Origin of the sequence: Brachybacterium sp. AOP3-A1-3, assembly GCF_052378285.1 — a bacterium.
Taxonomy (GTDB): domain Bacteria; phylum Actinomycetota; class Actinomycetes; order Actinomycetales; family Dermabacteraceae; genus Brachybacterium.
On record NZ_JBQSXM010000004.1, the window covers coordinates 210,999 to 235,819 of the forward strand.

General features: G+C 72.1%; 21 protein-coding genes and 1 tRNA gene. 8 read left to right on the forward strand and 14 right to left on the reverse strand.

The annotated features are described in order from the left end of the window. Position 1: 1 nt before the first annotated feature. The 3 genes from ACT3T5_RS08190 to ACT3T5_RS08200 all read right to left on the reverse strand — a co-directional run bounded on the left by ACT3T5_RS08190 (position 2) and on the right by ACT3T5_RS08200 (position 1,818). Positions 2 to 598 (reverse strand): TlpA family protein disulfide reductase, encoded by a 597-nt coding sequence (locus ACT3T5_RS08190; protein WP_444594119.1) that lies wholly within the window; start codon positions 596 to 598, stop codon positions 2 to 4. Next, entirely contained in the window at positions 595 to 1,242 is a 648-nt protein-coding gene (locus ACT3T5_RS08195) for a histidine phosphatase family protein (protein ID WP_444578013.1), read from the reverse strand. The genes ACT3T5_RS08190 and ACT3T5_RS08195 overlap by 4 nt, the downstream gene beginning before the upstream one ends. Before the next feature lie 102 nt (positions 1,243 to 1,344). Continuing rightward, on the reverse strand, positions 1,345 to 1,818 hold the full coding sequence (locus tag ACT3T5_RS08200; protein WP_444578175.1) for a MarR family winged helix-turn-helix transcriptional regulator: 474 nt from the start codon (positions 1,816 to 1,818) through the stop codon (positions 1,345 to 1,347). 309 nt (positions 1,819 to 2,127) lie between these two features. On the opposite strand from ACT3T5_RS08200, the gene ACT3T5_RS08205 reads away from it, so the two are divergent. Both ACT3T5_RS08205 and ACT3T5_RS08210 read left to right on the forward strand, forming a co-directional pair. Beyond that, positions 2,128 to 2,658, forward strand: a complete 531-nt coding sequence (locus ACT3T5_RS08205) for a YceI family protein (protein WP_444578012.1) — start codon at positions 2,128 to 2,130, stop codon at positions 2,656 to 2,658. 177 nt (positions 2,659 to 2,835) lie between these two features. Continuing rightward, positions 2,836 to 3,141 (forward strand): glutaredoxin family protein, encoded by a 306-nt coding sequence (locus ACT3T5_RS08210; protein WP_444578011.1) that lies wholly within the window; start codon positions 2,836 to 2,838, stop codon positions 3,139 to 3,141. A 67-nt stretch (positions 3,142 to 3,208) separates the two neighbouring features. On the opposite strand, the gene ACT3T5_RS08215 is transcribed toward ACT3T5_RS08210, so the two are convergent. The 4 genes from ACT3T5_RS08215 to ACT3T5_RS08230 form a co-directional block, all read right to left on the reverse strand. Beyond that, positions 3,209 to 3,307: a 30S ribosomal protein bS22 gene (locus ACT3T5_RS08215; RefSeq protein WP_074712200.1), complete on the reverse strand. Its 99-nt coding sequence runs from the start codon at positions 3,305 to 3,307 to the stop codon at positions 3,209 to 3,211. 153 nt (positions 3,308 to 3,460) lie between these two features. Continuing rightward, positions 3,461 to 5,161, reverse strand: a complete 1,701-nt coding sequence (locus ACT3T5_RS08220; protein WP_444594120.1) for a dynamin family protein — start codon at positions 5,159 to 5,161, stop codon at positions 3,461 to 3,463. Beyond that, complete coding sequence (locus tag ACT3T5_RS08225) at positions 5,158 to 6,912, reverse strand: dynamin family protein (protein ID WP_444594121.1); 1,755 nt, start codon at positions 6,910 to 6,912, stop codon at positions 5,158 to 5,160. Before ACT3T5_RS08225 ends, ACT3T5_RS08220 begins: the two co-directional genes overlap by 4 nt. Before the next feature lie 107 nt (positions 6,913 to 7,019). Further along, complete coding sequence (locus ACT3T5_RS08230; protein WP_444578008.1) at positions 7,020 to 8,288, reverse strand: acetoin utilization protein AcuC; 1,269 nt, start codon at positions 8,286 to 8,288, stop codon at positions 7,020 to 7,022. Positions 8,289 to 8,486: 198 nt separating this feature from the next. On the opposite strand from ACT3T5_RS08230, the gene ACT3T5_RS08235 reads away from it, so the two are divergent. Together ACT3T5_RS08235 and ACT3T5_RS08240 are read left to right on the forward strand one after the other, a co-directional pair. Then, the gene (locus ACT3T5_RS08235; protein ID WP_444594227.1) at positions 8,487 to 9,854 is read left to right on the forward strand and encodes a TrkH family potassium uptake protein; all 1,368 of its coding nucleotides are present in this window, start codon (positions 8,487 to 8,489) and stop codon (positions 9,852 to 9,854) included. 90 nt (positions 9,855 to 9,944) lie between these two features. Beyond that, positions 9,945 to 10,610, forward strand: a complete 666-nt coding sequence (locus ACT3T5_RS08240) for a potassium channel family protein (protein WP_444578007.1) — start codon at positions 9,945 to 9,947, stop codon at positions 10,608 to 10,610. A 98-nt stretch (positions 10,611 to 10,708) separates the two neighbouring features. Here ACT3T5_RS08240 and proC read toward each other — a convergent pair whose 3' ends face one another. Both proC and ACT3T5_RS08250 read right to left on the reverse strand, forming a co-directional pair. Continuing rightward, on the reverse strand, positions 10,709 to 11,611 hold the full coding sequence (gene proC / locus ACT3T5_RS08245) for a pyrroline-5-carboxylate reductase (protein WP_444594122.1): 903 nt from the start codon (positions 11,609 to 11,611) through the stop codon (positions 10,709 to 10,711). A gap of 55 nt (positions 11,612 to 11,666) precedes the next feature. Next, positions 11,667 to 12,695, reverse strand: a complete 1,029-nt coding sequence (locus ACT3T5_RS08250; protein ID WP_343925829.1) for a DUF368 domain-containing protein — start codon at positions 12,693 to 12,695, stop codon at positions 11,667 to 11,669. A 49-nt stretch (positions 12,696 to 12,744) separates the two neighbouring features. Between ACT3T5_RS08250 and ACT3T5_RS08255 the strand changes: the two genes are divergently transcribed. Further along, a complete protein-coding gene (locus tag ACT3T5_RS08255) occupies positions 12,745 to 13,224 on the forward strand; it encodes an AAA family ATPase (protein ID WP_343925827.1) in 480 nt (159 codons plus the stop codon). A 35-nt stretch (positions 13,225 to 13,259) separates the two neighbouring features. Here the strand turns inward: ACT3T5_RS08255 and ACT3T5_RS08260 are convergent, their stop codons facing one another. The 3 genes from ACT3T5_RS08260 to ACT3T5_RS08270 form a co-directional block, all read right to left on the reverse strand. Continuing rightward, the gene (locus tag ACT3T5_RS08260; protein ID WP_444578004.1) at positions 13,260 to 13,568 is read right to left on the reverse strand and encodes a hypothetical protein; all 309 of its coding nucleotides are present in this window, start codon (positions 13,566 to 13,568) and stop codon (positions 13,260 to 13,262) included. Next, positions 13,565 to 18,481 (reverse strand): hypothetical protein, encoded by a 4,917-nt coding sequence (locus ACT3T5_RS08265; RefSeq protein WP_444594123.1) that lies wholly within the window; start codon positions 18,479 to 18,481, stop codon positions 13,565 to 13,567. Before ACT3T5_RS08265 ends, ACT3T5_RS08260 begins: the two co-directional genes overlap by 4 nt. A 92-nt stretch (positions 18,482 to 18,573) precedes the next feature. Further along, on the reverse strand, positions 18,574 to 19,476 hold the full coding sequence (locus ACT3T5_RS08270; RefSeq protein ID WP_444594124.1) for a DeoR/GlpR family DNA-binding transcription regulator: 903 nt from the start codon (positions 19,474 to 19,476) through the stop codon (positions 18,574 to 18,576). A 163-nt stretch (positions 19,477 to 19,639) separates the two neighbouring features. Between ACT3T5_RS08270 and ACT3T5_RS08275 the strand changes: the two genes are divergently transcribed. After that, entirely contained in the window at positions 19,640 to 19,846 is a 207-nt protein-coding gene (locus ACT3T5_RS08275; protein ID WP_444578001.1) for an antitoxin, read from the forward strand. A 78-nt stretch (positions 19,847 to 19,924) separates the two neighbouring features. Here ACT3T5_RS08275 and ACT3T5_RS08280 read toward each other — a convergent pair whose 3' ends face one another. Further along, a complete protein-coding gene (locus ACT3T5_RS08280) occupies positions 19,925 to 20,617 on the reverse strand; it encodes a copper resistance CopC family protein (protein ID WP_444594228.1) in 693 nt (230 codons plus the stop codon). An 84-nt stretch (positions 20,618 to 20,701) separates the two neighbouring features. Further along, a complete protein-coding gene (locus ACT3T5_RS08285; protein ID WP_444578000.1) occupies positions 20,702 to 22,255 on the reverse strand; it encodes a nitrilase-related carbon-nitrogen hydrolase in 1,554 nt (517 codons plus the stop codon). 74 nt (positions 22,256 to 22,329) lie between these two features. Here ACT3T5_RS08285 and ACT3T5_RS08290 point away from each other — a divergent pair. Continuing rightward, positions 22,330 to 22,402, forward strand: a tRNA-Arg gene (locus ACT3T5_RS08290). A 115-nt stretch (positions 22,403 to 22,517) separates the two neighbouring features. Continuing rightward, positions 22,518 to 24,608: an alpha/beta fold hydrolase gene (locus tag ACT3T5_RS08295; protein ID WP_444594125.1), complete on the forward strand. Its 2,091-nt coding sequence runs from the start codon at positions 22,518 to 22,520 to the stop codon at positions 24,606 to 24,608. The last annotated feature ends 213 nt before the right edge of the window (positions 24,609 to 24,821 follow it).

Consider the following 24,821-nt stretch of genomic DNA (forward strand, 5'->3'; position numbering starts at 1 on the left):
CTCATTCGGCCAGCACCCGGTCGATCATGGCGCGCAGGGTGGAGGGGTCGGCGCCGCCCGAGATGCGGGCGGCGACACGGCCCTCGCGGTCCAGCACGAGCGTGGAGGGCACGGCGTTCGGGGCGACCTGCCCGCGCAGCGCGTACATGATCTGCGCATCGGTGTCCGGCAGGGAGGGGTAGGTGATCCCGTAGTTCTCCTCGAACGTCTTCGCGGGGCCGGCGGAGTCGCGCACGTTGACACCGACGAACGAGACGCCCTGGTCGGCGTAGTCCTCGTGGATCGACTGCAGGTCCGGGGCCTCTTTGCGGCACGGCGGGCAGGAGGCGTACCAGACGTTGACCACGAGCAGATCGCCGCGCAGGTCGACGGAGGAGAACTCCTCGTCCTCGAAGGTGGCGCCGGTGATCTCGAGCGGGTCGGTGCGGTCCGCGGCCGGGATCTCGGTGGTCACGCCGTCCCCCGAGACGTATCCGGAGTCGTAGCGGGAGCTGGTGTCGGATCCGCACGCGGCCACCAGCAGCGTCACCGGCAGGGCTCCGCCCAGGCCGAGCAGGCGACGGCGGGAGAGCCGCGCCGGAGTGTTCCTCGTGTTCACGTCAGCCTGCCTCCGGTGGCATCGACCGCCCCGGCGTAGAGCTCCGCGGCGGGTTCGGCGTAGCCGACGTCGGCCAGGTGGGGGCCGACGAACCGCAGGCTGGTCACCGAGCACAGTCCGCACTGCCGGCGACGGGGGTCATGGAACAGGGGCTTGCCCTCGGCGCTGCGTCGTGTCACCCAGATCGGCAGCTGGTGGAGCACGAGCACGGCCTCGTGGCCGTCGGCCGCAGCGCGGGCGTCGTGGACAGCGGCGATGACCCGGGCCACCTGCTCCCGGTAGGGCTCTCCCCAGGAGGGGCGCAGGGGGTTGAGGAACCAGCGCCAGTTGCGCGGATCGCTGAGCTTCGCCTCGCCGTGACCCATCCGGTGACCCTCGAAGTGGTTCCCGGACTCGATGATCCGCGGGTCCGAGGTGACCTCGAGCCCGTGGGCGGCGGCGATGGGCGCTGCGGTCTGCTGCGCGCGCAGGAGGGGTGAGGAGCGCACCAGGGTGATGTCGGCGTCCGCCAGGTGGTCGGCGACACGGCCGGCCATCTGCTGGCCACGATCGCTCAGGCGGTAACCGGGCATGCGGCCGTACAGGATGCGATCGGGGTTGTGCACCTCGCCGTGGCGGACGAGGTGGACGGTGGTGGTGCTCACGAGTGCGCGGTCCTCCCTCAGGAGATCAGCAGGCTCGGCGGCGCCGAGGGGTTCTGCAGCCGATGGGGTCAGCCGCCACACGGTACCAACCCAACCTCCGGATCAGCTCTGAGGATCGGCCCCGACGTGAGGTGCCGGACTCCCGAGGCCGATCGGCGCATCCTCGGGCACCGCGCGACCCAGGATCCGACCCAGCTCGAGGAAGTCGTCATGGCCGACCACGTCCAGCAGCAGGTCGCGCACGGAGCGCACATGCGTGGGGGCCGCCTGCTCCAGCAGATCCCGACCGGCTACGGTCAGCTGCGCCTGCCGGCCACGACCGTCGTTCGAGCAGCGCACCCGCTCCACGAGACCGCGCTTCTCCATCCGGGAGATGGTGTGCGTGAGGCGCGACCGGGAGTGGACCACGCGGTCCGCGAGCTCGGACATGCGCAGGAACTGTTCCGATGCCTCGGACAGGCGCACGAGGATCTCGTACTCCCCCAGGGTCAGATCGATCTCCGGATCCGCCTGCAGCGCCTCGGAGAAGCGGTCGTTGAGCAACGTGGTGGCGTAGAGGAAGCTGCGCCACGCCATCTGCTCCGGCTGGCTCAGCCAGAGCCCCTCGGGCGTCGACACGGGATTCTCCGCGGCAGCTCCCGCTCCATCGGCAGCGCCCGCCCCATCGACAGCGCCGGCAGCGCCTGCCGCGTCGACAGCGCCGTGCGCGTCGGCTGCGTCGGCTGCGTCGGCGCCATCACTTGACTGTATGTCCTGCATCACGGTCTCCTTGTTCTCGGACGGAAGTCTCTTGCGTCGCTCCCGAGTGTAGTTTACATTTCAAGCAAGAGCGTGGTGGTCGATCCTCGATCACCGTCACATCGGACGACCCCAAGGAGACATCACATGAACGACCTCACCCCCGGCACCTGGACCCTCGACGCGAGCCACACCTCCGCGAGCTTCATCGTGCGTCACGCCGGCATCTCGAAGGTCCGCGGCCAGTTCACCGACGTCGACGGCTCCCTCGAGGTCGGCGAGGGCGGCGAGAACCTCTCCTTCCGCACCACGCTGAAGACCGCCTCGGTCAGCACCTCCAACACCGACCGCGACAACCACCTGCGCAGCGGCGACTTCTTCGACGCGGAGAACTTCCCCGAGATCACCTTCGTCTCCACCGAGGTCAAGGGCGACACGCTCATCGGCGACCTGACCATCCGCGACACCACGAAGCAGGTCGAGCTCGACTTCGCCTACGAGGGCTCCGCGACGGACCCCTTCGGCGTGTACCGCGCGGGCTTCACCGGCCAGACCAAGATCTCCCGCAAGGACTTCGGCCTGACCTGGAACGCGGCCCTCGAGGCCGGCGGCGTGCTGGTCGCCGACGACGTCAAGATCTCCATCGAGGCGGAGTTCACGGCGCCCACCGCCGCCTGAGCTCACCCACCACTCCCCCGAGCGCCTGCACCGCGCCCCCGGGCACCGACGAGCCGTCCGCCGAGCGCGGGCGGCTCGTCGTCGTTCCTGCGTCTGCGTCCGTGCTGCGTGCACGATGCCCCACTTCCGGATCTCCGCGCCCCTGCAGGGGACCGACGTCCTACTAAGGTGCCTTCCATGACCAGCCAGCGCATCCCCACTCCCACCGACCCGGATGCCCGGATCCTGTACCTGACCCGCGAAGGCTGCCATCTGTGCGACGACGCCCTCCCGGTGGTCCGGGCCGAAGCCGATCGTGTCGGCTCCACGGTCGAGGTGCGGGACATCGACGAGGACGAGACGCTGCGCGCGGACTGGGACTACGACGTCCCCGTGATCATCGTCGACGGCGCCGTCCACGCCAAGTATCGCGTGGACGCCGAGCAGCTGCGGACCGCTCTGGCGAAGCGCCCCTGGTGGCGCCGCCTCACCGGCCGCGCCTGAGCGATCCCCTCCCGAACGTGCAACGGCCCCCACCTCGCGGTGGGGGCCGTTGCACATCACACAGTGCTCACTTCTTGTTGCGGCGCTGGTGGCGGGTCTTGCGAAGCTGCTTGCGGTGCTTCTTCTTGGACATGCGCTTGCGTCGCTTCTTGACGACAGAACCCATAGGTTGCCTCTTGTTCTGCAGGCCAACGCCTGCGGGATGGTCCAACTGATCAGGAGTGCGCGGCCCGCGAGGACTGCTCAGAAGCAGCCCAACGATGCTCCGCGGGCCCGACGCCACGGTCGACCGATCATTCTACACAGGACTTCTGGATCCTCACCCGCGAGCGAATGCGATATCCCTCGCAACGGCGTCCGCACGGGAGAGCGTCTCCTCGACCTCGGCGACCACATGGGTCATCGCGACCTCCCGCACCCGGCTCCGCAGCACGCGTCGTGCCCGACGCCGGTACGAGGTCGCGGTGATCGCCGCGAGCGCCCCGCCCGCGAGGCCGATCAGGATCCCCGCGGCGATGCCGAGCACGAGCAGCGCCGTGGGCAGCGGGATCGGGATCCACAGGTCCTCGATCATCGGCATCGGCGGCGGCGGGATCTGGAAGAGCACCAGGACGACGTTCAGGGCCAGCCAGCCCAGCCCCACCACCCAGACGAGCATCGCGAGCCACTGGAGCACATCGAGCACCGGCCACCACCAGGAGGTGCTCCGGGCCCGCAGATCGGCGCCGGCGACCGCCTGGTCGAGGGCGTCGGGCAGATCCTCCTCCCGGGACCGTGCGGCGTCGCGCACTGCGGATCGCCAGGCGTCCCCACCGCCGTCGGAGGCGGCATCGGCGAAGCGTCGGACCCCGCCGGCGGCGCGGGCCCGGGTGGCGGCGTCCGGTTCCGGGAGCGAGGTGCGCTCCGTCGTCTCCCCGTCGCGTGCTCGGCCGATGCCGAGACGTCGCAGCGGGTCGGGGCGCACGGTCCGCAGCCAGCGCAGCGGGGGCCATCCCACGCGGCCCGCGGCCCGGTGGCGGTAGGAGGCGGCCACGGCCTCGGCGACCGGTTCCACCCGGGCGGCCGCGGCGAGGTCCTCGACCAGGGCGTCGATCTCCTCGTCCTCCGCCGCGGCGGGGAGCCCTGCGGGGTCCGCCGCGTGCTCGAGCAGCTCCGCACCGCCGCGCACGTCGGCGCGCTGGCGATCCGCGGCGGCCTCGCGCGTGTGGGCGAGGGAGATGAGGTGCCAGCGCAGCTCCTCGATCCCGTCCCCGGTGGTCGCGGAGGTCGCGAAGATCGGTGCCTGGTCCAGCCCGTCCGCCCGCGCGATGGATCCGAGCGACTCCAGCACCCCCGCCCGTTCGTCCTCCCGGATCCGATCGATCTGGTTGAGCACCAGCAGCGTGACGGCGTCGTGGCCGGCGAAGGGCTGGACGAACTCCTGGTGGAGCACCGCGTCGGCATACTTCTGCGGATCGGTGACCCACACGATCACGTCGACCATGCCGGTCATGCGCTCGGCGATCTCGCGGTTCGCCGACTCCACGGAGTCGAGATCCGGCAGGTCGAGCAGCACGATGCCGGGCGGGGCCGCCGGCTCCGTGCGCCGGGCGCGGCGGCCGCTCGCCGCCGGGGCGGCCGCGCTCTCGAGGGCCGCACCGGTGCCGTCGAGAGCGTGGCGGTCCTCCACCTCGAGCCAGTCCAGCAGGGCGTCGCTGCCGGTCTCTCCGAGCACGGCGGCGACCGGCCGAGAGGTGGTGGGCCGACGAACCGCCGCCGGGGTGATGTCGAGCCCGACCAGTGCGTTGACCAAGGAGGACTTCCCCGAGCCGGTGGCGCCGAAGAGACCGATCACCGTGTGCTCGGCAGAGAGCGCGCGGCGCCGGTCGATCCGCGCGAGCAGGTCGCGGACCTCGTCCACGGCGTCGCTCGGGGCGACGCCGTCGAGGCCGGCGGTGGCGCGATCCAGCGCATCGATCCGCTCGGCCAGCGGGGCCGCACCCGCAGCGGAGCGCTTCGAACGGTTCAGCAGCGGGCTCATGAGTCCTCCCGGATCTCTCGGGCGAGCTGGTCCAGCGCCTCGGCGTCCTCGACGAGGTCCTGGGAGTCCGTGCTCCCGCCGAGGGCGTCGAGCAGGTCGAGGAACGGTCTGGAGCGTTCGGTGACCAGGGCGTCCAGACGGGCGGTGAGGCGTTCGCGGGCGACCCGTGCCATCCGGCGCACCGCCTCGTCGCCGAATATCGTCTCCAGCAGCTTCTGGCCGACGACCGCGGTCGCCGCGCCCGCTCCGACCTCGAGGCCGGTGGGGACGAAGGCGGTGGAGGCGAAGACGACGACCATGAGCGCCACCCCGACGGCGTTCACCCCCAGGGAGAGCAGGCGGGCCTTGGTCCGACGGTCCGCGCCCTCCCGGCGCACGAGGTCGAGCACGTCCCCCTGCCAGGCGCGGATGGCGGCGGCGACCTCCTCGCGGTAGCCGTCGGGGATCCGGGAGAGGTCCTCGCCCTCGACGAGCACGCGCCCGGCGGGAGCGGCCCGCCAGGCGGCTTCGGCCCGTTCGGCGCCGCGTGCGGTCTCGTCGATCACGACGTGCACGAGTCCGGTGCCCAGCGCCTGCTCGGCGGCGACCGAGGGGGCGGGCTTGCCGCTGAGCGCGAGACCCACCCGGTCGCGGACCCTCGTGAACAGGCCCTCGACGCTGCGGAAGAACTCGCCCGTGCCGACCACGTCCTGCCAGCGGGCGAGCACCTCGCCGCGCAGCAGGGAGCCGTCGCCGAGGGCGTCGTCGATCCGTTCGCGGGAACCGGAGAACGCGGAGACCGCCTCGTCCCGCAGGCGCTGACGCTCGGCCTCCTGGCTCTGCGCGTGCTCGGCGATGCTGCGGGTGGAACCGGCCAGGCCGGAGACGGCACCGGCGAGGGTGCGGCGGGCGATCCGGCTGCGACCGTCGGCGTCCGCCGCGAGGTGGTCGAAATGCTCCTGGAGCTCGGAGATCGCGGCCGCCGGGAGCATCCCGGTCGCGTCGAGCTCCGTCTCGGCCACCAGGAACAACCTGGTGACCTCGATGCCGTTGCGCTCGAGCATGGCGCGCAGGTCGGCGGCGAGCTCCTCGGCGACACCCTCGCGATCGGGGATCCGGTTCATGACCACATCGACGGTGACGTCGCGCTCGGCGGCGGTGCGCAGCACCTCCCACGGCACGGCGTCGGCATAGCGGTTCGCGGTGGTCACGAACAGCCACAGGTCGGCGGCGCGCAGCAGCTGCCGGGCCAGTTCGCGGTTCCCCGTCGCCACCGAGTCGATGTCCGGGGCGTCGAGCAGGGCCAGACCTTGAGGGATGCGCTCCTCGGCGTGGAGCTCGAGGCTCGTCGCGGGGTCGATGTCCCCCGTGGTGTCCCCGGCGTGCGGCGCCTCGGCGTCGGGCGCGGCCCCGACGTGGACCCGGGCGAGCCCGGGCAGGATGCGGCTGCCGGCGAACCAGGCCTCGTCCGCGGGGTGGTGGAGCAGCACGGGCCGACGGGTCGTGGGCCGGATCGCGCCGGATCGGCTCACCACCTCTCCCACCAGGGCGTTGACCAGGGTGGACTTCCCAGCTCCGGTCGAGCCGCCGATGACCACGAGCAACGGGGCGTCGAGGGACTCGAGGCGCGGGACGACATGGTCCTCGAGCTGCGAGAGCGCCGCGCCCACCTCGTCACGGGCCTGCTGCGCACCGTCCACCGGGAGCGGCAGCTCCACCGAGCGCAGGTGCTCGGCGAAGGTGTCGAGCACCGCTGTCGACAGTGACGTCATGGTTCCCCCGAATGCTCTGGTGTTCTGCCGGACTTGTGCCGTACGGGCCACATTGTCTCAGGACCGGCCCGGGAGCGGCCCTGCATCCCCGTGCTCGCTCCCCGTTCTCAGTCGAGGAACGGGTCCAGGCCCCATTCGGGGAAGGCGACCCGGCGGGCGGCCTGGACAGCCCGGTCGAGGTCGTCCTCGGGATCGAACCCGTTCTCCCAGTCGCGCACGGCGAGCGGCCGGCCGTCGCCGTACGTGCGGATCGCGGGTTCGGGCGACAGCCCGTGCTCGGCGCGGGCGCGGGCCTCGGCCTCGCGGTAGGCCTTGGGCAGCGGGGTCTGCGGGTCGATCGCCTCGCCGGTGGCGACCGCGAGCAGCTGCGCCCAGGAGCGCGGCACCACGTCGATCACGGCGTAGCCACCCCCGCCGAGGGCCAGCCAGCGGCCGTCGCACACCTCGTCGGCCAGCTCGCGGAGCATGACCATCACCTCGCGGTGCGCCTCGAGGGAGACGGAGAAGTCGGCGAGCGGATCCACCCGATGCGTGTCCGCGCCGTGCTGGGTGACCAGCAGGGTCGGTTTCACGGCCCGCACCAGCGCGGGGACGACGGCGCGGAGTGCGCGCACCCAGCCGTCGGCCGTGGTGCGCGGCGGCAGCGGCACGTTGATCGCCGAGCCCTGTGCGCCCGCTCCCCCGGTGTCCTGCACGAAGCCGGTGCCTGGGAACAGCCGCTCGCCGGTCTCGTGCACGGACAGGGTGATCGCGCGGGGCTCGTCCCACAGCGCCAGCTCGACGCCGTCGCCGTGGTGGACATCCGTGTCGATGTACATGACGCGCTCCTCGCCCTGCGCGAGGGCGTGCCGGATCGCGACCGCGGCGTCGTTGTAGACGCAGAACCCCGAGGCGCTGGCCGGGCGGGCGTGGTGCATCCCGCCGGCGATGTTCACGGCCCGCCGCACCGTGCCCGCACGGATCGCGTCGACGGCGGCGAGGGAACCCCCGACGATGCGCGCGGAGGCCGTGTGCATGCCGGGGAACGGAGGGACGTCCTCGCCGCCGATCCCGAAGCGGATCAGGTGGTCCGGATGCCTGCCGTCCTGGGGCCCTGACGCCTGGCGCACCGCCTCGAGATAGTCCGCGTCGTGCACCGTGCCGAGCTGCTCGTCGGAGGCGACGAACGGGGCGATGGTGCGCACCCCGGGGCGGTCCAGGATCCCGGAGGCCCGTGCCAGCTCGCGGGTCAGGGTCAGGCGCACCGGAGACATCGGGTGGTACGGGCCGAAGTCGTACTCGCACAGGTCCTCGGACCAGACGATCCCGCACTCACCGGGGACGCCGGTCTCGTCGACCGCAGCGGCGGGAAGCAGGGTGGGAGAGTCGTCGGACATGGGTCGAAGCGTACCCAGAGCCACGCTGCACCGCTCGGGCCGCCACCCGGACGGTCGCCCGCGACCGTTCCTGGAACGCGCCCGAGGGCCCGGCAGTCGTAGACTTCCGCGGACGCGACCCGCTGGTCGCCACACGACGGAGGGGTGGGGATGATCGAACGCGAGGCGAAGGCCGGGGGGCGCCGAGCGCTGCCCCCGATGCGCCGCCCGGCGCCGCCGAGCTGGCGGCGGTACCTGGCGTCGCTGACCAAGATCACCCCGGCCCGCCTCACGCTCGGGGTGTTCAGCCTGATGATCGCCGTGTTCACGGCGCTGCTCTCGCTGCCGGCGGCGACCACCGCCGGCCAGCGCACCGATCTCGTCGATGCGCTGTTCACCGCCGTCTCGGCGATCTGCGTGACCGGTCTGGTGACGGTGGAGACCGCCACGCACTGGTCGACCTTCGGGCTGACGGTCATCATGATCGCGATGAAGATGGGCGGACTGGGCCTGCTCACCCTCGCCTCCCTGCTGAGCATGTCGGTGATGCACCGACTCGGGCTCGCCCAGCGCGTGATGACCGCCAACGAGACCCGGGCCGAGCGCCTCGCCGAGGTGGGCGGCGTGCTGCGGATCATCCTCATCACCTCGACCGCCTTCGAGGCGGCGACCTTCGTGGCCCTGACCCCGTACATGTTCTTCACCGAGCACAAGCTCGGGGAGTCGATCTTCCTGGGCCTGTTCTATGCGGTCAGCGCGTTCAACAACGCCGGTTTCGTGCCGGAGGTCCAGGGGATCGAGCAGTACCTCGGCGACCCGTTCTTCTCCATCCCGATCGCGCTCGCGGTGTTCGTGGGCTCGCTCGGCTTCCCCGTGATCCTCGTGGTGGTCAAGAAGCTGCGCACCCCGCGCCGCTGGAGCCTGCACGCCAAGCTCACCCTCACCACCACGGCGCTGCTGCTGGTGCTCGCCTGGATCGGGTACCTGGCCCTGGAGTGGACGAACGCCGCCACCCTCGGTGGCCAGCCCGTCCACACGAAGCTCCTGGCCGCCGGTTTCGCCGCCGTCATGCCCCGCTCGGGCGGCTTCGCCACGCTCGACGTGGGGCTGCTGACCCCCGAGACGCGCCTGCTGACCGACGTGCTGATGTTCATCGGCGGCGGCTCGGGGTCCACCAGCGGCGGCATCCGCGTGACCACCTTCGCCCTGCTCATGCTCTCGATCTGGGCGGAGATCCGCGGCAATCCCGACGTCGAGGTCTTCGGCCGACGGATCCCGCACGAGACCATCCGTCAGGCGATCGGCGTGCTGGTCATGAGTGCGACCGTGGTGCTGCTGGCGGTGTTCCTCCTGCTGCGGATGACCAGCTTCACGCTCGACCAGCTGGTGTTCGAGGTGCTCTCCGCCTTCGGCACCGTGGGCCTGTCCACCGGGATCACCGCGCATCTGCCCACGGACGGGAAATGGGTGATCGCCGCGTGCATGTACAGCGGCCGCCTGGGGCCGATGACCCTCGGGGCGGCTCTCGCCCTGCGCCACCGCACGCGCATGATCCAGCTCCCGCGCGAACGCCCCATCGTCGGCTGATCCGCGCTCCCCCCGGCTCGGCGCGACCGTAGACTGTGCGCGCCCGGCCTGCGGATCCCCGCGTGACCTGCCGGGGACGGAGGAGGAGACATGCCACGCGGTGCGCGCGACGACGGGGTGCTCGTCATCGGTCTGGGCCGGTTCGGGGCCTCGATCGCCCTGACGTTGGAGAAGCTGGGCACCCAGGTGCTCGCGATCGACACCAACGAGGAGCTGGTCCAGAAGTACTCCGGCCAGCTCACCCATGTGGTGCGGGCCGACGCGACCCAGCCCGAGGTGCTCGACCAGGTCGGCGCCGGCGACTTCTCCCTCGCCGTGGTGGGCGTGGGCACCTCCATCGAGGCCAGCGTGCTGATCGCCGCGAATCTCGTCGATTTCGGCAAGCCGGTGATCTGGGCGAAGGCCATCTCCGCCGCGCACGGGCGGATCCTGCAGCGCATCGGCTGCCATCACGTGGTCTATCCCGAGGCCGATGCCGGTAAGCGCGTCGCGCACCTGGTCAACGGCCGTTTGATGGACTTCATCGAGTTCGACGACGGCTTCGCGATCGTCAAGATGCGACCGCCGCGCGAGGTGCAGGGCAAGACGCTCGCCGAGTCCGACATCCGCGCGAAGTTCGGGGTCACCGTCGTGGGCGTGAAGTCACCGGGCAAGGACTTCACCTATGCCGTGCCGGAGACCATGGTCGCCGCGCACGATCTGGTGATCGTCTCGGGCCACACCCATCTGATCGAGAAGTTCTCCAACCGCCCCTGACGGCAACGGCGACGGCAACGGCTGATCGCGGAGGGCGACGTCAGCAGGCGACGACGACAGGCACGGGAGCGGCCGACGATGATCCGCCGGCCGGGCCCTCAGCCCTTGCTCATCTCCCGCGACGTCTCGGCGGCGGCGGCCATCGCGGCGGCGACGCCGGAGCGCACACCCTCCCGTTCGAGGGCCGCGAGGCCCTGCACCGTGGTGCCGCCCGGGCTGGAGACGCCGTTCTTCGCGACGGCCGCGTGCATCCCGCTCTCCAGCAGCATGGTCGCGGCGCCGCGCACGGTCTGCTGCACCAGGGAGTCGGCCAGATCCCGCTTCAGCCCCAGGCGCACGGCCTCATCGGTCATGGCCTCGATGATCGCGAACACGAACGCCGAGAGGGAGCCCGCGGCGCCGATGAAGGCGTGCACCTGCTCCTCGGTGATGTCGACGGCGACTCCCGCGCGGGAGAACAGGGCGCGGACGAGCTCGTGCTGCTGATCGGTCACGGCGCTGCCGCGCATCAGGCCCACGGCCCCCTCCCCCACGGAGATCGGGGTGTTGGGCATCGCACGGAAAACGGCGGCACCGTCCGGCAGCGCCGCCTCGATCCGGTCCAGGGTGGTGCCGGCGGCGAGTGAGATCACGAGGGCGCCCTCGGGCAGCTGGTCGCCGATCTCGGCCGCCAGGTCGAGGATCTGGTAGGGCTTCACCCCGAGCACGACCACGTCGGCCCCCTCGAGCGCCTCGGCGCGTGTCGCGGAGCTCGCTCCGAGCTCCTGGGCCGCGCGGTCGCTGCTGGCCGCGGTGGAGTTCGTGATCTGCAGATCCTCGCTGCGCACCCCGGCCGCGAGGAAGCTGCGGACCACGGGCCCGCCCATGTTGCCGGCCCCGATGACGGCGACGCGCACTCCGGCGACGTCGGGGGCAGAGGGACGTGCAGCGTCCTGCGCTGTGTCCTGCGCTGTGTCCTGCGCTGTGGCGGTGGAGGGGGTCTGCGGCGTGGAGTCGTTCATGCCGCCCAGCGTACGGCCCACCCGGTCGGGACGAGAGATGGGGCCCGGAGGCCGATCAGGCGGTCGTGGCCGGCCGGGCGATCTTTCGGCCCTCGACGAGGACCAGCAGCTGGACGGCGAGCACCCCGAGAACGGCGATGCCCAGCAGCAGCGGCCAGTCGCTCGCAGGGGCGCTCAGCGCGCCGGAGCTCTCCTGCCAGGGCCAGAGACTGCGCAGCGCGCCCACCATGACCCCGGCGAGCACCACCATGGTGCCGCGGTGGTGGCGGGTCAGCAGGCGGCGCATGAGCTTCACGATCACGACGAGACCCACGCAGGCCCACAGTCCGAACCAGGCGATGTAGCCGAGGTCGCGCTCGTCGACGGCCTGCAGGGTGGGCTGGTAGAGCCCGAGGCTGAGGAGGATGAAGGACCCGGACATCCCCGGCAGCACGAGGGCGCAGATCGCGATCGCCGCGGCCGGGGCGATGATCCACGGGCTCGGCTCGAGGGCCGAGGTGGGCAGGGAGGTGATCGCCAGCCCGGCGGCCGCGCCGAGGGCGAAGCGCCACAGCTCGGGGACGCGCCAGGACCCGTCGGACAGACGGATCGGGACGAGCACCGAGCCGAGCACGAGACCGAGGAACAGGGCGCGCATGGTCTGCGGATGGGTCTCGACCAGGCGGGCGACGGGGCCGGCGACGGTGAGCACCGCGGTGCCCATCCCGATCACCAGCGGAATCACGAGGATCCAGGGGATCGCGCCGAGGTGCTCACGCAGCCCCGCCCGACGATCCGGGCCCAGCAGAAGTCGTGCCATCGCGCGGGTGAGGTGGTGACCGGCGTCGATCAGCTCGTCGTAGATGCCGGTGACCAGCGCGACGGTGCCTCCACTGACTCCGGGAACCGTCTCGACCACCCCGATGAGGGCGCCGCGCAGCAGGTTCCCCAGCGGGTTGCGGTGACGCGGCAGGGCAAGGGGCTCCGCCGGTTCCGCCGCGTGGGCCCCCGGCGTGCGGGTTTCCGTGACGCGGGGCTCCGATGCGGTCCCGGCGGGGTGATCCGGTGTGCGGTCGGGTGCGACGTTCGGGGAGGCATCCGTCATGGTGGACAGCCTACGAACCCACCGGCAGAACACCTCTAGGATCACGGCCATGAGTGGTCGCCTTCACCTGCTGTACGGACTGTCCGGCTCCGGGAAGTCCACGCTGGCCCGGCAGCTCCAGAAGCAGAGCCCGGCGGTGCGCTTCACCCTCGACGAATGGATGCTGCGCCTGCACCCGGAGCTCTCGATCGACGACCCTGCCTACGGTGACCGCGCAGAGGTGGTGCAGGAGCTGATCTGGTCCATCGCCGAGCAGACGCTGCGCTCGGAGGTGGATGCCGTGCTGGACTGGAACTCCTGGTCGCGTGCCCGTCGGGCCTGGGCCCGGGAGCGCGCGGGGACCGTGGGTGCGGAGGTCGTGCTGCATCGGCTGTCGACCTCCCTCGAGGAGTCGACCCGGCGCGCGCAGCTCCGGGAGGAGTCACAGGCCTCGTTCGCCCATCGCATCAACCTCGAGGGGAACCAGCACCTCACTGGGCTCCTCGAGGAGCCGACCGCCGACGAGGGCCTCACGATCCTCGAGCACTGAGCACTGCCTGGACGGCCCCCATTCCCGCGGGACATTCAGCGTCCGCGACCCCAGTGCGGAGGCACATCGCCGGCGATGCGGGCGTCGTTGGACTCGTCGGTGCCGGGTTCCGGGGCATCCTCCGCGACCCGGTTCGGCAGGACCGGCCGACGCTCCTTCGAGGTCGCCGGCCGCTCGGCCGGGCTCTCGTCGTCCCAGGGGAACGGTTTGCCGGTCACCGAGGAGATCACGACCCGCCTGCTGGACCCGGAACCGGAGGCGCGCCGGGAATCAGCGCCCCGCGGGGCCTCCGGCGTCTCCGCGCTCCCGGCGCCCCCTGCGCTCCCGGCGCCCTGCTCGGTCACTGCCGCTCCTGGTAACGGCGGATCGCGCTCGAGACCGAGACGTCCAGCAGCACGGAGCGCTGCTCGAAGCCGAGGAAGCTGCGCACCTCGGTGGCCAGGTGCTCCTCGAGGCGAGCACGGCCGTCGGAGCAGATGTACTCCACGATCGCGTCGAAGTCCTCGCTCGAGTAGAACGAGAGCTGGTGGCCGGCAGGGATCTGCGGGCGCGGCTGGCGGTGCCGCACGGTCCCGACGCCCTTCGGGGACTCGGAGAGCTCCTCGGACTGGACCAGGCGCAGTGCCCGCTCGACAGCCCGGCGGATCCGCTCGGCCTCGCCGTCGGGGTCGATGAACAGTGCCCAGGACCAGACTCGTTCGGTCGCCCAGCCGGCCGCCTCGAGCCGCTCGGCCCGCAGACGGTCACGCTCGCGCTGGCTGGCGGTGCCCACATAGCGGGCACCGTCGGTGTCGACCGCGACCAGGAGCCTGCCCGGCATATCCGGGTGGCCGAGAGCGAGCTCGATGCGGTCGGAGGAGAGCCCGAAGTCGCTCTCCACGAGCAGCCCGAGCCGCCACAGCCGGTCGGCGAGATCGCGCACCAGGGCGTCGGTCTCCAGCTGGCGCGGGGCGACGGGCTCCGGGATCTCGTCGGCAGGAACGCTCTCGGCATCGGGCAGGTTCTCATCGCCTGCCGGGTTCTCAGCGTCCGACGGGCTCTCGCCCTCCCTCGCGCTCTCACCGTTCGCCACCTGGTGGGATCCGGATCCTGACCCAACGCGCTCGGGGGCCTCGACGGGCGTCTCCGCAGCAGGGTCTGCACTGTCCGGGGAGTCGGCGGACTTGCGGGCCATGGCCGCAGCGATGGCCGCGTCCAGGTCCTCGTCGGAAAGGTCCGACGTGGTGTCCTGCGTCGGTGCAGAGCCGTCGGCGGAAGCGAGGGAGCCGTCAGCGGAAGGGTTGGAGCCATCAGCAGGAGCGGCGGCTCCTGTCCGTGTGGCGTCGACCGTCGGGGCCGTGGCTGCGGGCGACTGTCTGGGCTGCTCGGGCTCGGGCGGGTCGATCGGGTCCTCGCGGCCGGTCAGCGCAGCGACGTGCGGGACGACGGCGACGTCGGCTCCCCCGCGCAGCACCCAGAACATGGCGCGGAGATCGCGTGCCCCTTCGCTGCGCAGACGGGCGTGGTCGAGGTCCTGCACGTCGATCGAGGACACCACGGTGGTGCGTCCGCGTGCCCGGGTGATCACGGTGGCGAGCGCCTTGCGGCCGCCGGCCTCGGAGAGCGGGCCGAAGCGGTGCAGGAGGCGTCCGTGTGGGGTCTTCCCGAAGCCGACGGAGACGATGATGTCGTCGCGCACCATCGAGGTGGCCTGCGCCGCCGGGAGCACGGTGAAGACCTCGCGGGCGGCGGGATCGAAGTAGTCCCGCAGCGCCGGGATCACGGAGACGGTGTTCATGATCCGCTCCATGAGCCGGCGTGCGTGCTCCTCCGTGAAGGTGAGCACGGCGAGAGAGCGCTCGGGCCGGGTACGGGCATGCTCGATGACGAGATCCGTCACGCGGCGCAGCTCCGCCTCGGTGCTCTCCACGTACTCCATGCCCTCGGTGACCGGGCCGCGGCCGTTCTCGACCACGATCAGCCGGTCCTGCTCGGGCACGACCGGGCTGGGCACTGCGGCGACCTCGCCCACCAGGGCCCGGCGCTGCGCGAAGCCGCGCAGTCCCTCGGTCGCGTGGTGCGCATCGCGCAGCAGCTCGATATGGGGCGCGATCCGCAGCATGTCGTCGAGCAGGCTCGGAGCGGCATCCCCGCCGTACTCGAGGGGGTCGCCGACCACGACGGTCTGCTCGGCGCGCACGATCGACGGCAGTGCGGCGGCGGTGGGCAGACGCCCGCCGTCGGCCACGATGAGCACGTCGAAGTGGCGTCCGCGCGGGAGCACCTGGGCGACCAGGTACGGGGAGGCGAGCCAGGTGGGGCGGGCCGCGAAGAGGATGTCCTCGTACTTCGCGGCGAGGTCCCGGATCGACACGGTCGAGGACCGGGCGAGCTCGGCGATCGCGGCGCGGGAGGTGTCCGGGTAGGACTTCATGGTCCGCACCCGGTTCTCGTCGGCCGCGGCATGCACGCGGGCCGATGCCCCCGCGAGGTCCTCGTGGTCCAGTCGGCGGAAGCGTTCGGCGACCTCCGACAGCGAGGTCCCGTCGTACTGGGAGATCGTGGGCTCGGCGCCGGCGATCAGCTCCAGGACGCTGCCCCACCAGCACAGCTCGAGCTCCGCGCCGACCTGCTCGGTCGGGACGCGGCGGGTGCGGAGGTCCTCCACGAGGTCCCCCAGCCCGTCGAAGCTGAGCCGACGCAGCAGCTCGGTGCGGCGCGGCAGGCTCTCCAGGTCGGCGCGGTCCGCGGCGAGGGCCTCGACCCGACGCTCGAGCTCGTCGAGGTCGGTCCGGGCCAGATCCGATCCCGTGGCAGTGCCGTCCAGCAGGACGGCCAGCTCGTCGAGGGTCTTCTGGGTGCGCTCGGCGATGCGGTGCGCCCGGTCCAGATCGGCCGGCAGCACCGGGGTCGACGGGGTGGCTGCGGGTGCTGAGCCGGATGCTGAGCCGGATGCTGAGCCGGCGGTGTCCGTCGAGGCAGCTGTCCTCGTGTCGGCAGCGGCCTCCGGCACGGCAGTGGTCCCCAGCTCAGCGGCGGCACCCGGCTCGGCCGCGGTCCCGGGCTCGACGGCCGTCCCGGGCTCGGCAGCGCCGTCGGACAGCGGGGAGATTCCGGCCGCGGCGGCGGGTGCGACGGGGGGCACCACGGGGGTCTCTGCCACCCGATGCCACTCGTCGGCGACACGGCGCGCTTCGCTGAGGTCCCGGTACAGATCCGGGGACAGCGCCGCCGGGCGCTGCAGGGAGGCGGCGTCCTTCCGCAGCCGACGACGCAGGCCGAAGCCCATCGTCACGCCGTGCTCGAGGCGCCAGGCCTTGTCGGCGGTGGCGGCGACGAGATCCGGCAGCGGGGCCCGGAACACGGCGGGCTGGAAGGTGCCCAGCAGCGCCCGCACCCGGTCGAGCAGACCGAGCCGCTCCGTGAGCTGCTGGAGCGTGGCGGGCGCCGCCAGCCCGAGGTCGTCACCGGTCTGGGTCGTGACCTCGCGAAGCTTCGGCAGGATCTCCTCGCGGAGGTGGTCCACGAGCTCCTCGGCGCGGGCGGCCTGGGTGTCGGAGCTGATGGGGGCTCCGTACCAGGCGGTCTCCTCGGGGCCGGTGGTGAGCACGCCCACCTCGGCGGCCTCTCGCAGGGCGTCCGAGTACCGGTCCCGGTCGTCGCCGATCATCTGGGCGGCGACATCCGCACGGAGCCGCACCTGGGTTCGGGGTGAGGGGCGCAGACGGGTCAGAGCGGCGAGCGCGGAGATCGCGTCGTGCGCGGAGGCGTTCCAGGGCTGCTGGAGGCGGTGCATCGCCTCGACGTGGCCCACGAGGATGTCCCGCATCTCCGCGAGCTCCGCCGGCGCGGCGTCCTCGGGGCCCAGCGCGTGGGACCCGGCGCGGCGCAGGCTGCGCAGCAGGGCCGCGGAGGCGTTGCGCTGCAGCGACGGGTCCGGGGAGAGGTCGAAGACGAGCTCCTCGAGGCCTCTGCGCTGCGCGGTCGCGACGAGCTGGGCCAGGTTCCGACGGCGCTGGGAGACGATCAGCACGCTTCGGCCGCGGGCGTTGAGCTCCTCGGCGAGGTCCACGACGAGATCGAGGCTGCCGTTGCCCGGGGGCGCCGCGACCGCGAGATCCTGACCGGCGAGCACCCGGGCGAGCACGGCGCGATGATCGGGATCGACGGCGGAGACCAGCTCGTGCTCGGGGACCTCGGGGACCTCCTGGTCCGCGTCATCGCTGCGCACGACGGCCTGGGCCTCGGCGTCCCCGGCGAGGGCCGCGACCAGGGGCGAGGACACCCAGTCGGGCCGGTCGGCCGCGAGGTCCTCGCCGACGGATCCGGCGGCGTCCATGAGGTTGCCGACCACCAGTGCGTGGGTGATGCGGAACCCGGGCAGGGGCTGCCCCAGGGAGCGGAAGGCGTCGAGCACAGGATTGGGGTCGAACCCGTGGGAGCCGTCGGTGGTGGCCAGCAGGGCGCGGGCGTCGACGGCGACACCGGCCTCGCGCAGGGAACGCAGCAGCACCGGGTTCAGATCCGCGGTCGTGTCGACCTCGAGGTCGACGTCCTCGCGGGCGTTGCCGCGCAGGCTCAGGGTGATCGGACGCACCAGCACGGGGGCATGGATCGGCTCGGAGCCGTCCTCGGGGAACCAGGTGGCCTCACCGATCCCGAGATGGCAGGTGGTCAGCCCGATCTCCTCGGCATGCCGCTCGGCGATCTCGCGGATGGTCCGGGCATGGGCTCTCGCGTCGGCCAGGGCGCCGACTTCGCGGACCAGGGACGACAGGCGCGTCGGACCATGGCCGGCGAGCAGCTGGGCGAGCCCGGAAGGATGGGAGTGCGTGAGCTCGAGGACGGTCGAGCCGGCCCGGATCTGGGTGAGGAAGGACGGCGCGGTGACCCCGCCGGTGATCTGCTGGGCCCAGCTGTCCAGGGCGTCGGCGACCAGGTCCTCGCGGCTGAGCGGGCGGTGCTCGCGAGGCTCGGAGGGGAGGTCGTCCTCGTCCTGCTCGGGGGCGATCCCGGCGCCGACCTCGTCGAGATGAGGTTCGACGACCAGGTCGTAACGGCTCGTGCTCGGGGCGTCCGTCGCGCTCTCCGCAGCGGTTCCAGCGCCCTCGGCGCGGTCGCCGTGAAGGCGCCCGTCCGCCTCGTCCTCGGCCGCCTGCGCGGAGGTGCTCGCAGAGGCCCGACTCTCACGGGCCAGGTTCGACAGGGCGTCGTCGCGACGGCCCGCACCCTCGGCCGTGCTGGCAGGGCGCTTCTTGCCGCGCAGGAGATTCCACATAGTGCATCACGCTACCGGGAGGCGGGCATCTGCTCGCGCAGGCGTGCCGTGGCCGCCCGGGAGTCCTGGGCGTGCCTGCTCACACCTCCTCCTCACACCTCGTGCAGACGCACCGAGGTCTCCTCGAGATGCGCCCGCAGATCGTCCGGGACCGGGCCGGCGATGATGAGGTCAGTGAGGACCGAGACCGGGCAGATCCCGGCGAGGGCGCGGTGGCCGACCTTGTCCGCCGTCGCCAGCCCGACCACGCGGCGGGAATGCCCGATCATGATGCGCGTGACACCGGCCTCGGCATCGGAGTTGCAGGTGAGCCCGGCGTGGATATCGAGGCCGACGGTGCCCACGAACATCGTGTCCAGCCAGAGGTCGCGCATCGTCGCCGTGGCGAGAGGGCCGGTGAGCTCGAAGGAGTACGGCTCGGCGACGCCGCCGAGCACGACCGTGCGCACCGAGGGCCGCAGCACGGCCTCCGTCGCGATGTTCAGCGCGGCGCAGACCACGGTGAGCCCCGGGGTCCCGTCCCGGGAGTCGATGTCCGGCCGGGCCACGGCACGCCGTGCGGTGGAGGTGGTGGTGCGCCCCCCGTTGAAGCCGATGATCTGTCCGGGCTCGACCAGGCTCGCGGCGCGGCCCGCGACGCGTTCCCGCTGCGCCGAGCCCTCGTCGGTCGTGCGCGGCACCGTGGCCAGGGAATAGGCGACGTCGATCGCGATGATGCCGCCGTGGGTGCGACGGGCGAGCTGGGCACGCTCCATCTCCATGAAGTCACGACGCACCGTGGACTCGCTGATCCCGAGCTCCGCGGCGACCTCGGACACCGACAGCCGCTTGGTCGTCGACAGCAGCGTGAGCACGTGGTCCCAGCGCGCCGATCGGTCCTTGCGGTCCGCAGGCTGCCGGGCTCGAGGCGCTCCGGACTGCCCGTCCGGCCGCACGTCCGGCCGCGCGTCTGGCCGCCCGGACTTCTGGTCAGAATTGGAAATACGCGGGTTCACGCACCCAGTATTGCGCATCTCGTCCCGACTCTTCGGGCTTCCGGTCACTAACCGTCAGAGGTGAAGGGAATCAGGTGGTCACGTTTGAGACACGACCTGCCGGGACGTAAGTTGGCGATGTCGCCCCGCACGGGGCGTGACCGCGAACGAAAGGACACTGATCATGGGTTTCGATGACGCGCTCAACAAGGCCAAGGACTTCGCCGGAGACAACCCGGACAAGGTGAACCAGGGCCTGGACGCCGCGAGCGACCAGGTCAAGGAGCGCACTCCGGACAACCTCGACAAGCATGTCGACACCGGCGCCGACGCCGCTCGCGACCGCTTCGGTCTCGGCGGCGACGACGAGGGTGAGAAGAAGGGCAACTGATCGCCCCTTCCCCCGCGTGACTGCGAAACGCCCCCGACGCTACGGCGTCGGGGGCGTTTCCTTGCTCGCGCCGTCCGCTCAGCTGCGCTTGCGGAGGACGAAGAACGCTGCGGCAGCGGCTGCGACCACCACGATCCCGACGACGCCCAGCAGCAGCGGCATCGCGGAGCCGCTCTCTTCGGTGGCCCCGGAGTCCTCACCGGACTCAGCACCCGTGGCACCCGAGGAGCCCCCTGCGTCCGACGAGCCGGCGGCCTCGTCTGCACCCCCGGCGTCGCTCGACCCGGTCGCTGCACCCTCGCCACCACCGTCGCTCGGCGCGGCAGAGTCCTGGTCAGCTGAGTCCTCTCCCGCAGGGTCCTGCTCGACGGCGATGTCCACGGAGCCTTCGATCGGATGCCCGTCGCTGGAGACGACCCGCCACTGCACCGTGTAGTCGCCGGCAGGCAGCGGATCCGCGAGCTCGGCGGTCACCTCGGGGCCGTCCACGGTCGGCTCCATATCGGCCACGGTCTCGCCGGCCTCGTCGACGATCCGCACCGCGGGGCTCACCTCGAGGATGTCCGCGGAATAGGTCAGGGTGATCGACTCGGGCGACGTCTCCAGCGTGTCGCCGTCGGCCGGATCCGAGGAGATCAGGGTGTCGTGGGCGTAGGCCGGGATCGAGAGCATCGCGAAGGCGGCGAGCATCGTCGCTGCGCACAGCGCGAGCAGGGAGGCGGGACGGACAGAAGCGGGCAGAGCGGAGGCACGAGGGCCGGTCGAGAGCATCACGCGAGCAGGCTACGCCAGCGACCGGGGGCGATTCCTGGACGGCGACGGGGCGGTGAGCGACGTCGCAGCGGGTGCTGGAACTCAGTCCCGGGGCAGGGGAACGCCGTGCTCGAGGACCGGCAGCGCAGCCCTCGCGTCCCGGACCTCCTCGAGGTCGAGGTCCACCACCAGCAGGCCCGGCTCCCGACCGAGCTCCTGGCGGATCTGCCCGAGCGGACCGATCACCGCGCTCTGCCCGATCCCCCGCGCCGCCTTGCCGGTGTACTGCGCCGGCGGGGCCTGGTCCGCGGCGAGCACCACGGTCGTGGAGTCCAGGGCGCGAGCCTGCAGCAGCAGACGCAGCTGCTCGCTCTTCCCGGGGCCGTCGGCCCAGGCCAGCGGGAGCAGGATCGCCTGCGCGCCTCGCCGGGCGAGCGCCGAGAACTGTTCCGGGAAGCGCACGTCGTAACAGGTGGCGATCCCCAACCGGGCGCCACCGAGGTCGATCACGACCAGCTCCTCCCCCGGGGCGACGGTCTCGGACTCGCGGGATCCGTAGGCATCGAACAGGTGGATCTTGCGGTACTCGGCCCGCACGGCACCCGGCTCGCCGATTGCCCCGGCCGCGTCGGCGGCAAGGGGCTCGTCGGCGGGACAGTTCTCGTCGGCAGGACCGTTCTCGTCGGCAGGACCGTTCTCGTCGTCAGGGCCGCGGGCGATCACCGTGTTGTGCACGCGGTCGCCGTCTGCCGGGGTGAAGGAGCCGGCTACCACGACAAGATGATGCGCATCGGCGAGCTCCTGGATCAGCTGCTCGAAAGAGGCATGGTGGCCATCTGCCACGGCCCGCAGGTCAGTGCCGAACGGCGTCAGCGTGGCCTCGGGCAGCAGCACGAGCTGTGCTCCGGCCGCTGCGGCCTCTGCCACCGCGGCGCGAACGGTTCCCCGCGTGACCTCGGCATCCTCGGAGACCTCGATCTGGGCGAGGGCAATGCGGGGGCCGGCCGCGTCGCGCGCCGCATCCAGCGCCTCCGGGGTGTCGATATCGGAGGCCTCCGCCCCCGCGGCCTGTCGCGTGAGGAGCTCATCGGCCCCGAGCTGGTCGTAGAGGCGGCGCAGGCTGAGGTTCGCCCAGCCGCCCTCAGGCTGTTCGAGGACTCCCAGTGCAGCGCGCAGTCGTGCGAGCGGCCAGGCGGCGCAGAGGTACTGCACATGGCCGTCGGACCCGGCGAGGGCCGCGACCTTCTGCTCGGAGGCGCTGGTCGACACCAGCGCGGTGAGGGTCTCTGCGCGCAGCAGGGGCATGTCCCCGCCGAGCACAAGCACGGTCACGCCGCGGTCGGAGTCATCGCTCGGGCCCTCTCCGCCGGGGATCTCGGCGACACCGCGGGCCAGCGCGGCGAGGGGCCCGGAGCGGGGCGGGTCCTCGTGCACGAAGCGGGCGCCGTGGCTGCGAGCGAGATCGGGCCCGTCGTCCCCGGCGGGGCCGACGACGATCCGCCGGTCGACGTGCGCCGAGCGCAGTACCCGCTCCAGTGTCGTGGCTCCTGCGACCTGCACCCGGGTCTTGTCCGTGCCGTCGAGCCGGGAGGAGGCGCCGCCCGCCAGCACGATCGCGATGGTGGTGGCAGTGGTCTCGTGCAGCTGGCTCGACATGCTCCGATCCTGCCATGGGCGCTAGTATGAGCGCGCCCGTGCGACGTCGGATGACGGATCGGCCGGGCAGGATGGCCCCCGTAGCTCAGGGGATAGAGCACCGCTCTCCTAAAGCGGGTGTCGGACGTTCGAATCGTCTCGGGGGCACGAAGGACGTATCGGGTCAGGGCGCTGCGGCAGCGTCCTGACCTTTCTTCGTGGCCCCAGGAGTCCGCAGACGGTCCGCAGCGTTCTCTCCTGGCGACTCCGGTAGCGTGACGAGATGCCTTCCTCCACCTCGAGCACAGACGCTCCCACCCCCTCCATGGCCCGCTCCCCCGAGGACCCGGCGAACGCTCCGGCCTCGGAATCTGCGGGGTCCTCTGATTTCTCGAACTTCTCCGACATCGACGGCTTCCTGCGCATCCCGCGCCTGGCCTCGCTCGCTGCCGGATCCGATGGCCGGGTGGTCGCCGCGATCCAGGAGGCCGACGAGAACGGCGCGAAGCTCGTCTCCTCCCTGTGGGAGTTGGATCCGGCGGGTGACCAGCCGGCCCGTCGGCTCACCTTCTCCGCCAGCGGCGAGAGCTCCCCGCGTTTCGCCCCGGACGGTTCGGTGCTGTTCAGCTCTGCTCGCCCGGACCCGCAGGGCGAGGCCGAGGACGACACCGCCGCGATCTGGCGCCTGCCCCGCACCGGGGAGGCGCAGGTGGTCGCGTCGGCCGCAGCGGGCCTGACCCTGCTGGGCGTCGCGGAGAACGGCACGATGCTCGCTGCGACCAGCGTGCTGCCCGGTGGCGCCCTCGAGGATGACGCCGAGCGTCGGAAGGCCCGCAAGGACGCGAAGCAGACCACGATCTGGCACACCGGCATGCCGATCCGGCAGTGGGACCACGAGATCGGCGACCAGAGCCGACGCCTGGTGCTGGTCAGCACCGACGGCGACCTCACCGATCTCACCCCGGACGTCGGGACGGTGACGCTCCACGCCGCCTCCGCGGACCTCTCCCCCGACGCCTCCACCGTCGCGACCTCCTGGACCCAGCGGGTGCGCGGCGGGGAGACCCGCAGCTCGATCGTGCTCATCGACACCGCCACCTTGCGGCGGGTCGTGCTGCTGCAGGCTGACGACGAGGCCCAGTTCGGCGCTCCCCTGTTCTCCCGGGACGGCAGCCATCTGGCCGTGATCCGCTCGACCGCGTCGAGCCCGACGGACACCAGCTACAGCCACCTCGAGATCCATCCGATCGGCGGCGGCGAGCCCGTCACGGCGCAGCTCGGCGACCTGAGCATCGGCGACCTGGCCTGGGCCGAGGACGGGTCCCTGCTCGTGGCCGGCGACCTGCACTCCTCCGGAGCGGTCCTCGCGATCGACCCCACCAGCGGCGCCTCCCGCACGGTCGCGGCCGACGGAGTCTTCTCCGCGCTCGCCCCCGCGGCAGATGGCACGCTGTTCGCCCTGCGCAACGACGTCGGGACGCCGTCCCGCCCGGTACGGATCACCGCCGACGCCACGCCCCGCGAGCTGCCCGCCCCGGGCGCGGTCGGCGCCCTCCCCGGCACGCTGGAATGGGTCGAGACCGACGTCGACGGGATCACCGTGGGCGGCTGGCTGTGCGTTCCCGCGTCGGCGTCTGCCGCGGAGCCGGCCCCGGTGATGCTGTGGATCCACGGCGGTCCGCACGGCTCGTACAACGCGTGGAGCTGGCGCTGGTGCCCGTGGCTCGCCGTCGAGCGCGGGTACGCGGTGCTCATGCCGGATCCGGCGATGTCCACCGGCTACGGGGACGAGGGCCTGAACCGCGGCTGGCCGCGCCTGCCCGACGTCGTCTTCCGGGAGTGCGAGACGCTCTTTGACGCCGTGCTGCCGCGCCCGGAGCTCGACGACACCCGCACCGCGATGCTCGGGGCATCGTTCGGCGGGTTCATGGCGAACTGGATCGCCGGGCATACCGACCGCTTCGACGCGATCGTCACCCATGCCGGGCTGTGGGCGCTCGAGCAGCAGCACCGCACCACTGACGCGGCCGCCTCGAAGATGCGCGTGCACCGCCACGAGGACGAGGTGCCCGAGTGGTATCGCCAGTACTCCCCGCACCGCGCCGCCGCGTCCATCACCACACCGATGCTGGTCACGCACGGCAACCGCGACTACCGCGTCCCGGTCAGCGAGGCGCTGCGCCTGTGGTGGGACCTGGTCTCGGGCTGGGACGGCGAACCGGAGACGATGCCGCACCGCTTCCTGCAGCTGACCAGCGAGAACCACTGGGTGCTGACCCCGTCCAACGCCCTGGCCTGGAACCAGGCGATGCTCGCCTTCTGCGACCAGCACGTGCTCGGAGCGGACCCGATCCCGGAGGTGATGCCGTGGTGAGGTCCCGCCGCATCGTCTCGGGATGCATGCCCCGGCGCTGACACCTGTCATCGCATCGCTCTTTGCCGGCACGGCGCCTTGGCCCCGGACCTCACGTCCGTGACGAGCGCGAGGCCCTGGGCCACGCAGGACGACGAAAATTCGTCGTCGCCCGGCACAGCCAGCGATCCGACAGCGACAGCACCAGCGGCCCGATGCCGCTGCACAGCGCGT